At 70.6% G+C, this 13,608-nt stretch carries 10 protein-coding genes; 5 read left to right on the plus strand and 5 right to left on the minus strand.

Going from position 1 to position 13,608, the window contains the following annotated elements:
- Positions 1-30 precede the first annotated feature (30 nt).
- Together ACWD5F_RS33160 and ACWD5F_RS33165 are read right to left on the minus strand one after the other, a co-directional pair.
- Entirely contained in the window at positions 31-1,812 is a 1,782-nt protein-coding gene (locus tag ACWD5F_RS33160; protein WP_451260056.1) for an ABC transporter ATP-binding protein, read from the minus strand.
- Positions 1,809-3,632: an ABC transporter ATP-binding protein gene (locus ACWD5F_RS33165; RefSeq protein ID WP_451260058.1), complete on the minus strand. Its 1,824-nt coding sequence runs from the start codon at positions 3,630-3,632 to the stop codon at positions 1,809-1,811. The genes ACWD5F_RS33160 and ACWD5F_RS33165 overlap by 4 nt, the downstream gene beginning before the upstream one ends.
- A gap of 246 nt (positions 3,633-3,878) precedes the next feature.
- Between ACWD5F_RS33165 and ACWD5F_RS33170 the strand changes: the two genes are divergently transcribed.
- The 3 genes from ACWD5F_RS33170 to ACWD5F_RS33180 all read left to right on the plus strand — a co-directional run bounded on the left by ACWD5F_RS33170 (position 3,879) and on the right by ACWD5F_RS33180 (position 7,826).
- The gene (locus ACWD5F_RS33170) at positions 3,879-4,565 is read left to right on the plus strand and encodes a L,D-transpeptidase family protein (protein ID WP_451260060.1); all 687 of its coding nucleotides are present in this window, start codon (positions 3,879-3,881) and stop codon (positions 4,563-4,565) included.
- Positions 4,566-4,622: 57 nt separating this feature from the next.
- On the plus strand, positions 4,623-6,275 hold the full coding sequence (locus tag ACWD5F_RS33175) for a peptide-N4-asparagine amidase (RefSeq protein WP_451260062.1): 1,653 nt from the start codon (positions 4,623-4,625) through the stop codon (positions 6,273-6,275).
- Between the two features lie 168 nt (positions 6,276-6,443).
- Entirely contained in the window at positions 6,444-7,826 is a 1,383-nt protein-coding gene (locus ACWD5F_RS33180) for a cation:dicarboxylate symporter family transporter (protein WP_451260064.1), read from the plus strand.
- A gap of 80 nt (positions 7,827-7,906) precedes the next feature.
- On the opposite strand, the gene ACWD5F_RS33185 is transcribed toward ACWD5F_RS33180, so the two are convergent.
- Entirely contained in the window at positions 7,907-8,404 is a 498-nt protein-coding gene (locus ACWD5F_RS33185; protein ID WP_124000771.1) for a MarR family transcriptional regulator, read from the minus strand.
- A 93-nt stretch (positions 8,405-8,497) separates the two neighbouring features.
- On the opposite strand from ACWD5F_RS33185, the gene ACWD5F_RS33190 reads away from it, so the two are divergent.
- Positions 8,498-10,300, plus strand: a complete 1,803-nt coding sequence (locus ACWD5F_RS33190) for an ABC transporter ATP-binding protein (RefSeq protein WP_451260066.1) — start codon at positions 8,498-8,500, stop codon at positions 10,298-10,300.
- Between the two features lie 43 nt (positions 10,301-10,343).
- The gene (gene mltG, locus ACWD5F_RS33195) at positions 10,344-11,201 is read left to right on the plus strand and encodes an endolytic transglycosylase MltG (protein ID WP_451260068.1); all 858 of its coding nucleotides are present in this window, start codon (positions 10,344-10,346) and stop codon (positions 11,199-11,201) included.
- A 12-nt stretch (positions 11,202-11,213) separates the two neighbouring features.
- On the opposite strand, the gene ACWD5F_RS33200 is transcribed toward mltG, so the two are convergent.
- Both ACWD5F_RS33200 and ACWD5F_RS33205 read right to left on the minus strand, forming a co-directional pair.
- The gene (locus ACWD5F_RS33200) at positions 11,214-12,365 is read right to left on the minus strand and encodes an NAD(P)-binding domain-containing protein (RefSeq protein ID WP_451260070.1); all 1,152 of its coding nucleotides are present in this window, start codon (positions 12,363-12,365) and stop codon (positions 11,214-11,216) included.
- Between the two features lie 94 nt (positions 12,366-12,459).
- Entirely contained in the window at positions 12,460-13,608 is a 1,149-nt protein-coding gene (locus tag ACWD5F_RS33205) for an LLM class flavin-dependent oxidoreductase (protein WP_451260072.1), read from the minus strand.

Raw genomic sequence — 13,608 nt, forward strand, 5'->3', positions numbered from 1 at the left:
ACCGGGTCACCCCCGCCCCGGCCCATCGCCTCACCCGTGCCAGGACCGCCACAGCGCCGCGTACGCACCGTCCGCGGCGACCAGCTCGCCATGGCTGCCGAGCTCGCTGATGCGGCCGTTCTCCACGACGGCGATGACATCCGCGTCGTGGGCGGTGTGCAGCCTGTGCGCGATGGCGACGACCGTGCGGCCGTCCAGGACCCGGGCCAGGGACCGCTCCAGATGGCGGGCCGCACGCGGGTCCAGCAGGGACGTCGCCTCGTCCAGGACCAGCGTGTGCGGATCGGCCAGCACCAGCCGGGCCAGCGCGATCTGCTGCGCCTGGGCCGGGGTGAGCGTGAGCCCGCCCGAGCCGACCTCCGTGTCCAGACCCTCGTCCAGCGCCCGTGCCCACCCGTCCGCGTCGACCGCGCCCAGCGCTGCCCAGAGCTCGGCGTCGTCGGCGCCCGTCCGGGCGAGCAGCAGGTTGTCGCGCAGGGAGCCCACGAAGACGTGGTGCTCCTGGTTGACGAGGGCCACGTGCGAGCGGACCCGCTCGGCCGGCATCCGGGAGAGCTCGGCGCCGCCGAGGGTGATGTGACCGTCCCGGGGCGCGTAGATGCCGGCGAGCAGCCTGCCCAGCGTGGACTTGCCCGCGCCCGACGGCCCGACCAGCGCGAGGCGGGTGCCGGGCGCGACCTCCAGGGACACCTTGCGCAGGACGTCCACGCCCTCGCGGTAGCCGAAGTGCACCCGGTCCGCGTGCACGTCACGCCCGTCCGGCGCCAGCGACTCCTCACCGGCCTCCGGTTCGATGTCCCGCACCCCGACGAGGCGGGCCAGCGACACCTGGGCCACCTGGAGCTCGTCGTACCAGCGCAGGATCAGGTTCACCGGATCCACGAGCATCTGCGCGATGAGCGCGCCCGTGGTCAGCTGGCCGACCCCGATCCAGCCGTGCAGGACGAACACGCCGCCGATCATCAACACGGAGGCGAGCACCGTGACATGGGTGAGGTTGATGACGGGGAAGAGCACGGACCGCAGCCACAGTGTGTAGCGCTCCCATGCAGTCCACTCCTGGACCCGGCGCTCCGAGAGTTCGACGCGGCGGGCACCCAGGCGCTGGGCCTCGACGGTGCGGCCGGCGTCGACGGTCTCGGCGAGGGCGGCGGCCACGGCCGCGTACCCCGCGGCCTCCGAGCGGTAGCCGGACGGCGCCCGCTTGAAGTACCAGCGACAGCCGATCACCAGCAGTGGCACGGCGATCAGCACGGCGGGTGCCAGCGGCGGCACGGTGACGACGAGCCCGCCGATCAGCAGCACCACCCACACCACGCCGATCGACAGCTGTGGCACGGCCTCGCGCATCGCGTTGGCCAGCCGGTCGACGTCCGTCGTGATCCGGGACAGCAGGTCGCCGGTGCCCGCCCGCTCCAGGACACCCGGCGGCAGCCCGACCGACCGCACCAGGAAGTCCTCGCGCAGGTCGGCCAGCATCCGCTCGCCGAGCATCGCCCCGCGCAGCCGCACCTCGCGCACGAACACGGCCTGGACGACCAGCGCGAGCACGAACAGCGAGACGGTGAACGGCATATGGAGCTCCCGCGCACCGTCCGACACCCGCTGCACGAGGTCGCCGAGCAGCCACGGGCCGACCAGCGAGGCGATCACGGACACCGTGTTGACGGTGATCAGGATCAGGAAGGCACGGCGGTGCCGTCGGAACAGTTCGGCCACGTAGGCGCGTACGGTCGCGGGGGCACCGACCGGCAGGGTGTTCGCCGTGGTCGGGGCCGCCGGGTCGTAGTCCGGTGGCGCCACGCCGATCATGCTGTCTCCTCGATCTCTTCCAGTTCCTTCAGTACGCCGGTGAGGGCCGACTCTCCCTCTTCCTCGAGTACGCCGGTCAGGGCGGCCTCTTCCTCGGTCTCCCGGGTCACCACGGCCCGGTACCGGGGCTCGGTGTGCACCAGGTCGCGGTGGACGCCGACCGCGGCGACCTCGCCCTCGTGCACCAGCACGACCCGGTCCGCGTGGTCCAGGAGCAGCGGCGACGAGGTGAACACCACCGTCGTCCGCCCCTCCCGCAGTCCGCGCAGTCCCTCCGCGATCCGCGCCTCGGTGTGCGAGTCGACGGCCGAGGTCGGCTCGTCCAGGACGAGCACCTCGGGGTCGGTGATCAGCGAGCGGGCCAGGGCGAGCCGCTGCCGCTGCCCGCCGGACAGCGACCGTCCGCGTTCGGTGATCCGCGTGTCCATCGGGTCCGCCGCATCCAGCGACCCCTGGGCGAGCGCTTCCAGGACGTCCCCGCACTGGGCGGCCGCCAGGGCGTCGGACGCGGTGACGTCACCCGAAGCCGGCACGTCGAGCAGTTCGCGCAGGGAACCGGACAGCAGCACCGGGTCCTTGTCCTGGACCAGCACGGCCGTGCGGGCGGTGGCCAGCGGCAGCTCGTCGAGAGGGACACCGCCCAGCAGGACGGACGTGCCCTCCTCGGCCGGGTGGCCACCCAGTCGTTCGGCGAGCAGGCCCGCCGCGTCCGGGTCGCCGCACACCACGGCGGTGAGCCGTCCGGCGGGGGCCAGCAGACCGGTGGCCGGGTCGTACAGATCGCCGGCCGGTGGGTCGGCCTCGCGCACGCCGTCGGCGTCCGTGGCCCGTTCCAGCGACAGCACGCGCGCGGCCCGCTTGGCGGAGGGACGCGAGAAGGAGTACGCCATGGCGATCTCGTGAAAGTGCTGGAGCGGGTAGCTCAGGACCATCACCGAGCTGTAGACGGTGACCAGTTCGCCGATGCTGATCCGGCCCTGGCGGGCCAGGTGGACGCCGTACCAGACGACCGCGATCATCAGCGCGCCCGGCAGCAGCACCTGGATCGCGGCGATCAGGGACCACATGCGGGCACTGCGTACGGCGGCCCGGCGGACCTCCTGGGAGGCGCGGCGGTAGCGGTCGAGGAACAGTTCCTCGCCGCCGATGCCGCGCAGCACGCGCAGTCCGGCGACGGTGTCGGAGGCGAGTTCGGTGGCCCGGCCCGCCTTCTCGCGCTGGAAGTCGGCCCGGCGGGTCGCCCGCGGCAGCAGCGGCAGGACCGCCAGTGCCACCACCGGCAGACCGGCGGCGACGAGCACGCCGAGCGCCGGCTGGTAGACGACCAGGGCGACGCAGACCAGAACGGCGGTGAGGGCTGCCGCGGTGAACCGGGAGACGGCCTCCACGAACCAGCCGATCTTCTCGACGTCACCGGTCGACACGGCCACCACCTCGCCGGCCGCGACCCGCCGGGTCAGTGCCGAGCCCAGCTGTGAGGCCTTGCGGGCGAGCAGTTGCTGGACGCGGGCGGCGGCGGTGATCCAGTTGGTGACGGCGGTCCGGTGCAGGAAGGTGTCGCCGAGCGCGACGCCGATCCCGCACAGCGCCAACAGGCCGCCGGCCAGCGCCAGTCGGGTGCCGGAACGATCCACCACGGCCTGAATGGAGAGGCCCACGCAGAACGGCAGCGCGGAGACGCACAGGAAGTGCAACAGCCCCCAGGCAAGGGACTTGAACTGTCCGCCCAGCTGATTCCGGCCCAGCCACCACAGGAATCGGGGGCCCGAGCGCGCGTCCGGCGTGCCCGGGTCGGCATAGGGAAGGTCTTGGATCTGCATGACGGATGAGGTCCCAGTGGCTCGTGTCAGGGAGGGGAGGAGAGGCCGCGAGCGGCGACAGCAAACCGTGAAAGGTTCGCGTCACTCCGTGGTCGAGGGCAACCGGTTTTCCACGTAGCCCGCACAGAACCGGCATCTTTCCGGTCTGCCCCCTATCTCCCGAACCGCAGGTAAGCGCCCGGGACGTGCTGTCACCATGAGTCGATGCAACACGTACGAAGTGTGACGATCGCGACAGTCCTTCTGATGGCTCTGTCCGCGTGCGGCGGCACGCACCACACCGGGGGAGAGGGAACAGGACCGAAGGAGAAGACGGCGATCACGACTGCACCGACCCACGGTCTCCCGGGCGTCGGTGACGCCCTGCGTCGCCAGATCCCCGCCGCCACCCGCCAGGCCGTCGTCGTCTACGGCGACGGAAAGGACTCCCCGGATGCCACCGTCGCCCTCTACACGAGACACGTGAAACGCGCGGAGCACGGCTCCGGCTGGGAACGGACGCGCGCATGGCCCGCGCACAACGGCAAGAAGGGCTGGACCGCCGACCATCACGAGGGCGACAAGCGCAGCCCCGTAGGCGTGTTCACCCTCAGCGACTCCGGCGGGGTACTGCCCGACCCTGGTGCCCACCTCCCGTACACGCGCTCCGCCGCCTTCGCCGCGCCGCGCTGGTGGGCCGAGTCGCACTGGCATGACTTCGACTACGTCATCGCCATCGACTACAACCGCGTCAAGGGCACCCCGCCCAACGACCCGACCCGGCCCGAAGGCGAGTCCAGGGGTGGCGGCATCTGGCTGCACATGGACCACGGCAGCGGGACGTCGGGCTGCGTCAGTCTGCCGAAGGCGGCGATGGAGTACCTGCTGCGCACGCTCGATCCGAACCGGCATCCCGTGGTGGTGATGGGGGACAGGGCTGACCTGAAGACCTAGCTTCCTCGCCGGAGGCGTCATTGCCAGAACGTCCCGACTCCCCGTAGAACACCGGCCATGAAGAGACGGATCATCATGTCCATGCTCGCCGGGGCGACCCTCGTGGCGAGCACCCTTCTCGGGGCGGGCCCGGCCCAATCCGCCCAGATCCAGGGTCAGTCCACCGAAGCGCGCACCCAACCCACAGACGTGCCGGCGGAGTTCGGCTCCGACTGGCACGACCCGGTCACCGCGGTCCCGCCCGTCGATAAGCCTTCCGGCAAGTCCTGCCGAGTCACCCTCGCCGAGGCGCAGTTCCGAGACTTCACGCCCTATCGGGGCACCTACACCCCGCCCACCGGCTGTGGCGACCGCTGGAGCAAAGTGGTGCTGCGCCTCGACGGCAAGGTCGCGGGACGGCAGTACGACCGGCTCGGCTATGTGCACGTCGGCGGGGTCGAGGTCCTCCGTACGTCGACGCCCGAGCCCTCGCCCGACGGCATCACGTGGTCCGTGGAGAAGGACGTCACGCGCTACAGCGACACCTTCCGCCGCGCCCAGGACGTCGAGATGCTCATCGGGAACGTCGTCGACGACACCTACACCGGCGTCCTCGACGTCAAGGTCACGCTGACCTTCTACGCGGCCCGCCCGGCCGTGACTCCCGACAGGACCCGCACCCCCGACAGGGTCCTCACCCTCGCCGACGGCGACACCCTCACCACCCCGCGCAACAGCGAACGCATCCTCGCCGAGGTGTACGCCACCGGATCGGGCGGCGGCTGCGAGGAGTTCTGGTACCTCAGCGTGCCCGACTCCGCGCCCTACTCCTGCCAGTCCGACGGCGGCCCGTACCGCGAGGTGCAGATCAAGGTGGACGGCCAACTCGCCGGAATCGCCGCCCCGTTCCCGACCGTGTGGACCGGCGGCTGGTCGAATCCCTTCCTCTGGTACGTGATTCCCGGCCCGCGCGCCTTCGACGTCAAGCCGATCGAATACGACCTGACGCCCTACGCCGGTCTCCTCAACGACGGCCGCCCGCACCGCGTCGAGGTCTCCGTCGTCGGCGTCCCCGAAGGGCAGAGCGGCTGGAGCACTCCCGTCAACGTTCTCGTCTGGCAGGACGCCAAGCGGGCGCGCGTCACCGGCAAGGTCACCGCGCACGAGGTCGGCGACCTCGCCAACTCCTCGACGTACACGCCCGGTTCACCGCACCACGTGGACACCGAGGGCGGCCACGAGCTGACCGTCGCCGGCTACGTCGACACCTCGCACGGCCGCGTCACGACCACCGTCCGACGCACCCTCGCCAACACCTCCACGCACCACTGGACCGACGGCGAGAACGTCGACGGACTCGACGCGACCTGGTCCGACGACGAGTCGGTCACCGTCGACGGACGCGGACCGGCCCGCACGACGCACACGCGACGGACGTACACGATGAACGGCACGACCAGCGTCGGCGACGACGCCCGGCTGCGCACCGTGCTGACCATGGGTGACCGTGCCTCGGTGGTCGAGTCGCGCGGCGGACGGCGTACCGCGTGGTCGCGGTTCGACGACACGTACACCGGCGACGCCACGTATCTCACCGGTGTGCCCCGTGACCAGCGGCACGCGGTCGGCACGACGAGCGAGCGCTACCGGCTGTACGGATCCGACGGCTGCTACGACCGCTCGCTGACCACCGTGCAGGGGGTGCTCACGGAGGAACGCGACCGCTGCTGAGCGCAGTTGTGTGCGACGCGTCACACGGGTCGTGATTTACGTGTCTGCAACACGGAGGTCTTCGGTGCGATCAACAAAGCCCTGAAAGTGATCGTCACGGAAGCCGCTTTCCGTATCGCAGAAGTCGCCCCGGACCTCTGCGGCAGACGTCCCCCACAAGGAGTGCCCGTGCCGCCGTCCGTCCCGTCTCTGCCGCGACGCGTCGCACGCATATTGCGTACCTCTCTCTTCGCGCAGGTCGCCTGCGCGCTCGTACTCGGCATCGTCGTAGGGAAGTTGTGGCCTGATGTGGCCACGGATCTCCAGCCGCTCGGCGACGGTTTCACCCGGCTGATCAAGACGATCATCTCGCCGCTGGTGTTCTGCGTGGTCGTCGTCGGCATCGCCAAGGCCGGTGATCTGAAGGCGTTCGGGCGGATCGGGCTCAAGGCCCTGATCTGGTTCGAGGTCGCGAGCACGCTCGCCCTGATCATCGGTCTGGTCGCCGCCAACGTCGTCCAGCCCGGCTCCGGGATGCACGTCGACCCGTCGACGCTGGACGCCTCGGCGGTCGACGCGAAGACGGGCGGCGGCTCGCTGCCGTCGACGACCGAGTTCGTGCTGAACGCCCTGCCCACCAGTTTCATCGGCGCCTTCGCCGAGAACTCGCTCCTTCAAGTCCTCGTATTGGCCTGTCTGGTGGGTGCCGCGCTGCTTCATCTCGGCCGCACGAAGGTGCCGCAGGTGCTGCCCGCCATCGAGCAGGCGCAGGAGATCATCTTCGCGATCGTCGGCTTCGTGATGCGCCTCGCGCCGATCGCCGTCTTCGGCGCGATGGCCGTCCTGATCGGGCAGTACGGGCTCGGTGTGATCGAGACCTACGCCAAGCTGATCATCCTGTGCTACGCGGCCGCCGCGGCGTTCGTCGTGCTGCTCGCCGTCGCCCTGCGCATGGTCACCGGGCTCAGCCTCTGGAAGTTCCTGCGCTACATCCGCGAGGAGATGCTGCTCGCACTCGGCACCGCGTCCACCGAGTCCGTCCTGCCGCGCGTGATGCAGAAGCTGCGCAAGGCCGGCGCCCGCGACGACGCCGTGGGCCTGGTGCTGCCCACCGGCTACTCCTTCAACCTCGACGGTGCCTCGCTCTACCTCTCCATCGGCACGCTGTTCATCGCGCAGGCCGTGGGCGTCGACCTCAGCCTGAGCGACCAGATCACCGTCGTCCTGGTCCTGATGCTGACCAGCAAGGGCATGGCGGGCATCCCCGGCTCCGCCTTCCTCGCCCTGTCCGCGACCGCCTCCTCGCTGGGCGCGATCCCGGCCGGCGCGGTCGCCCTGCTGCTCGGCGTGGACCGCATCATGGACTCGATGCGTGTCGTCACCAACCTGCTCGGCAACTGCGTCGCCGTCTTCGCGGTGTCCCGCTGGGAGGGGGCGCTGGATGTGGAGCGGGCGAAGAAGGTGCTGGACGGCGAGGTCGTGGCCGTAGCGGAAGAGCCCGGAGAAGAAGCGGACGGATCCGTCGAGCTTCCTGGCCAGGCCGTCAAGGAACCAGCTTCCGAGGCCGGCTGATCCCGCCGGGACGCCTGATCGGGCCGTGTGCCGCAGCTCCAGTCGTACGGAGCGGCGGCACACAGCCCGATCCGTCTTGTTCAGCAGGCGTGCCCGTGCTTCTCGTGGACGCCGGACGTCCCGTCCGTGAGGGTCCCGTCCACCAGACCCCCGTCCAGCAATGTGTCCAGCAGCGTGCCGAACACCTCCCGCTGCTCGCCCGTGAGGGGCCCCAGGATCTCCTCGGCCGCCGACCTGCGTGACCTGTGCAGGCCGCGCAGCGCCTCGCGGCCGTCGTCCGTCAGCTCGATCCGGATCACCCGGCGGTTGGTCGGATCGGGGACCCGGCGCACCTTGCCGTTCGCCTCAAGGCCGTCGACCAGCGTCGTCACCGCTCGCGGGACCACCTCGAGGCGCTCGGCGAGATCCGCCATGCGCGGTGGCGAGCCCCAGTGCGACAGCGTGCGCAGCAGCCGGGACTGGGCGGGGGTGACGCCCAGTCCCGCCAGCTCGATGTGCCGCTTCTGGATGCGGTGCACACGGCGGGTGAACCGCAGCAACTGCTCCGCGAGCAGGCCGTCGGAATCTGGCGTGGTCATGCGGGAACAATATCAGGATGAAGTTCATTGTGAGCATAGGTAACAATGAGCTAAGCTCCGTCAGTCCTCACTACCTCACCCTCCGTAGGAGCCATGCCCCGAGACGACATCAACTGGACCCCCGCCCCCGGCACCTCGACCGACGAACCCCGGCAGGTGCGCCGAATCCTCCGACTCTTCAAGCCCTACCGAGCCCGGCTCGCCGTCGTCGGCGTGCTGGTCGGTGCCGCGTCCGTGGTCACCGTGGCCACCCCGTTCCTGCTCAAGGAAACGCTGGACGTGGCCATCCCCCAGGGCCGCACCGGGCTGCTCAGCCTGCTCGCCCTGGGCATGATCCTGAGCGCCGTCCTCACCAGCGTCTTCGGCGTGCTGCAGACCCTCATCTCCACGACGGTCGGTCAGCGCGTCATGCACGACCTGCGCACCGCGGTCTACGGCCGCCTGCAGCGCATGTCGCTCGCCTTCTTCACCCGCACCCGCACCGGCGAGGTGCAGTCCCGCATCGCCAACGACATCGGCGGCATGCAGGCCACCGTGACCTCCACGGCCACGTCCCTGGTCTCCAACCTGACCAGCGTGGTCGCCACGATCATCGCGATGGTCGCCCTCGACTGGCGACTGACCGCCGTCTCCCTGGTCCTGCTCCCGTTCTTCGTGTGGATCAGCCGTCGCGTCGGCAACGAACGCAAGAAGATCACCACCCAGCGCCAGAAGCAGATGGCCGCGATGGCCGCGACCGTCACCGAGTCGCTGTCGGTCAGCGGCATCCTGCTCGGCCGCACGATGGGCCGCTCCGACTCGCTGACCCACGCCTTCTCGGAGGAGTCCGAGGGCCTGGTCGACCTCGAGGTCCGCTCGAACATGGCCGGCCGCTGGCGCATGGCCGTCATCACGATCGTCATGGCCGCGATGCCGGCGGTCATCTACTGGACAGCCGGTCTCGCGCTGCAATCGGGCGGCCCGGACATCTCCATCGGCACCATCGTCGCCTTCGTCTCGCTCCAGCAGGGCCTGTTCCGCCCGGCCGTGAGCCTGCTGGCCACCGGCGTCCAGATCCAGACCTCGCTCGCGCTCTTCCAGCGCATCTTCGAGTACCTCGACCTGCCGATCGACATCACCGAACGCGACAACCCCGTCCACCTCGACCGCGTCAAGGGCGAGGTCGCCTTCGAGAACGTCGAGTTCCGTTACGACGACAAGGGCGCCCCGATCCTCGACGCCATCGACGTCACGGTCCCCGCGGGCAGCAGCCTCGCGGTCGTCGGCCCGACCGGCGCCGGAAAGTCGACGCTCGGCTATCTGGTCCCGCGGCTGTACGACGTGACGGGCGGCCGGGTCACCCTCGACGGGGTCGACGTGCGCGACCTCGACTTCGACACCCTCGCGCGCGCGGTCGGCGTCGTCTCGCAGGAGACGTACCTCTTCCATGCGACGGTCGCCGACAACCTGCGCTTCGCGAAGCCGGACGCCACCGACGAGGAGCTGTACGCGGCGGCCCGGGCGGCCCAGATCCATGAGCACATCGCGGGCCTGCCCGACGGGTACGACACCGTCGTGGGCGAGCGCGGCCACCGGTTCTCCGGCGGCGAGAAGCAGCGCCTGGCCATCGCCCGCACGATCCTGCGCGACCCGCCGGTGCTGATCCTCGACGAGGCGACCAGCGCCCTGGACACCCGCACCGAGCACGCCGTGCAGGAGGCCATCGACGCGCTGTCGGCCAACCGTACGACGCTCACCATCGCGCACCGCCTGTCCACCGTCCGCGACGCCGACCAGATCGTGGTCCTCGACTCCGGACACGTCGCCGAGCGGGGTACGCACGAGGAGCTGCTGGAACAGGACGGGCGGTACGCGGCCCTCGTACGCCGGGATGCCCAACTGGAACCGACAAGCTGAAAATATGCCGGGTTTGTGACGATATGCGGGTTAACGTGCCCGCATGTACCTCAACACTCCGCCACGGAGAACGATTCGACTGACGCGCAGGGGCCGGCTCGTCCTCATCGCGACCGGCGCCGTCGTGGCCGGCACCGCCGTGGCGGTGCCGCTGCTGAGCCTGGACAGCGAAGGGGAGTCGGCCAAGCCCACCGCGCTGGTCATCCCGGAGGGCTGGCGCGCCGGCCAGATCTACGACGCCGTCGACAAGGCCCTCACCCTGCCGCCGGGCAGCGCCAAGAAGTCCCTTGCCAAGGCGAACCTCAAGCTGCCGAACGACGCGGAGGGCAACCCCGAGGGCTACCTCTTCCCGGCGACGTACCCGCTGGCCGAGAAGGCGACTCCGGAGTCACTGCTGTCGTACATGGTCGACACGGCCAACAAGAAGTTCAACGGGGCGCCCATCGCGGCGGGCGCCCAGCGCAACTCGATGAACGTCTACCAGGCGGTCACCATCGCGAGCATCGTCCAGGCCGAGGCGGCCACCAAGGCGGACATGGGCAAGGTGGCCCGGGTCGTCTTCAACCGGCTCGAGCGGGGGATGCCGCTCCAGATGGACTCCACGCTCAACTACGCCCTGAACCGCTCGACGCTGCGTACGACCAGCGACGACACGCGGATCGACAACCCCTACAACTCGTACATGCGCATGGGCCTGCCGCCCACGCCGATCGACAACCCCGGCGAGGACGCCATGCGCGCGGCCCTCAGCCCGACGCCGGGCGACTGGCTGTACTTCGTCACGGTCAAGCCCGGTGACACCCGCTTCACCGCCGACTTCGCCCAACACCAGCGCAATGTGGCGCAGTTCAACGCGCAGCAGAAGGGCGGGGCGGGCGCGCAGACCAAGCCTGCGAGGTGACCGGGCGGGGCGTCATGCGGCGGCCGACCCGGCAGGCTCGACCGATTCGGCGGGCTTGCCGGGTTCGCGCGACCGGGCCGGGTCGGTCGGCTGTTCGCCCGGCGATTCGGCCAGCAGTCGTCTGATGTCCCGTACGGCCGCGCGGCCCGCCCGGTTGGCGCCGATGGTGCTGGCCGAGGGGCCGTAGCCGACCAGGTGGATGCGTGGGTCGGCTACCGTGCGGGTGCCGTCGACCCTGATCCCGCCGCCCGCCTCGCGCAGCCGCAGGGGCGCCAGGTGGTCGATGGCGGCGCGGAATCCGGTGGCCCAGAGGATCACGTCGGCGGCCACGCGCCGCCCGTCGTTCCACTCCACGCCCTCGGGCGTGATGCGGTCGAACATCGGCTGCCGGTCGAGGACACCGTCGTCGATGCCCTGCCGGATCGCGTCGTTGAGCGGCAGCCCGGTCACCGACACGACACTCTTCGGCGGCAGCCCCTGCCGCACGCGCTCCTCGACGAGCGCGACGGCCGACCGGCCCACGTCCTCGCTGAAGGGACCCTCGCGGAAGACGGGCGGGCGCCGGGTGACCCAGGTCGTGGAAGCCGCGTAGGGGGCGAGCTCCAGCAGATGCTGGGTGCCGGAGGCGCCGCCGCCCACCACGATCACCCGCTGCCCGGCGAACTCCTCGGGGCCGCGGTACTGCGCGGTGTGCAACTGCCGCCCACGGAAAGTCTCTTGGCCCTTGTAGCGCGGCCAGAACGGCCGGTCCCAGGTGCCGGTCGCGTTGATCAGCGCCCGCGTCGACCAGGTGCCGTCCGAGGTCTCGACGAACAGCCGCCCGCCGACGCCCTCGCGCACCGCATGCACGTCCACGGGACGTCGTACCCGCAGGTCGAAGGCGCGCTCGTATGCGGTGAAGTACTCCGCGACGACCTCGGCGGAGGGGCGTGCCGGGTCGGCGTCCGTGAGTTCCATGCCCGGCAGGGAATGCATGCCGTGCACCTTGCCGTACGTCAATGAGGGCCAGCGGAACTGCCAGGCGCCGCCCGGGGCGGGAGCGTGGTCGAGCACCACGAAGTCGCGCTCCGGCTCGAAACCGGTGCGGCGCAGGTGGTAGGCGCTGGACAGACCCGCCTGCCCGGCGCCTACGACGACGACCTCGACCTCACGCGTGTTGTTCACGCTTCTACCAACGGTGTCGGGGTCACCGATCTTCCCGGTCCCGTGTGCGGCCCTGCCCGTACCGTGTCCGGCCCTCCCCGCGCTGTCCTTCGGCTCACCGCCCGCCGGCGACCAGGAGGGGCACGGCGCCACCGACGACCGTGTCCTCCAGCAGCCCGCGCGCCGACAGCTCGGGGATCACGCCCTCGCCGAACCAGTACGCCTCCTCCAGATGCGGATACCCGGAGAGGACGAAGTGCTCGACGCCCAGCGCGTGGTACTCCTCGATCAGGTCGGCCACCTCGGCATGGCTGCCGACCAGAGCGGTCCCCGCGCCACCGCGTACCAGACCCACCCCGGCCCACAGGTTCGGGTGGATCTCCAGCTCACTGCGCGAGCCGCCGTGCAGGGCGAGCATCCGCTGCTGGCCCACCGACTCGCTGCGCCCGAGCGCGGTCTGCGCGGCGGCGATCGTGTCGGCGTCGAGGTCGTCGAGCAGCCGGTTCGCGGTCGCCCAGGCCTCGGCGGAGGAGTCGCGCGAGATGGTGTGCAGCCGCACCCCGAAGCGCACGGTCCGGCCCTCCCGCTCGGCCAGCGACCGGATCCAGTCGATCTTCTCCTTGACCTGCGCGGGCGGCTCGCCCCAGGTCAGATAGACGTCCGAGTGCCGCGCGGCGACCGGCCCGGCGGCCGGTGACGACCCACCGAAGAAGATCTGCGGCAACGGGTCGGGCGGCAGCGCGGTCAGCCCGCCCTCCACCTGGTAGTGCTCGCCGTCGAAGTCGTACGGCTGCCCCCGCCACACCCCGCGTACGACCGACAGGAACTCGTCCGTGCGCGCGTACCGCCGGTCGTGGTCGAGCCGGTCGCCGAAGCGCCGCTGCTCGGCCGAGTCGCCGCCGGTGACGACGTTCAGCAGCAACCGTCCCCGAGTGACCCGCTGATAGGTCGCCGCCATCTGCGCGGCGAGCGTCGGTGAGATGAGCCCCGGCCTGAACGCGACCAGGAACTTGAGCCGTTGGGTGTGCTGCGCGAGCGCCACCGTCGTCAGCCAGGCGTCCTCGCACCACGTACCGGTCGGCGTCAGTACTGCTTCGAAGCCCAACTGCTCGGCGGCCTTGGCGATTTGGGCGAGGTACTCGATGTCCGGCGGGCGCACCCCACGAACCGGCGAACCGGCCTGGTTCGACCCGTAGGCGTGCCGGTCGACGAGCGTACGGCCGTCACCGCCCGTCGGCAGGAACCAGTGCAGGTGGACGGACAT

The sequence above is a fragment of the Streptomyces sp. NPDC002499 genome (assembly GCF_053595415.1).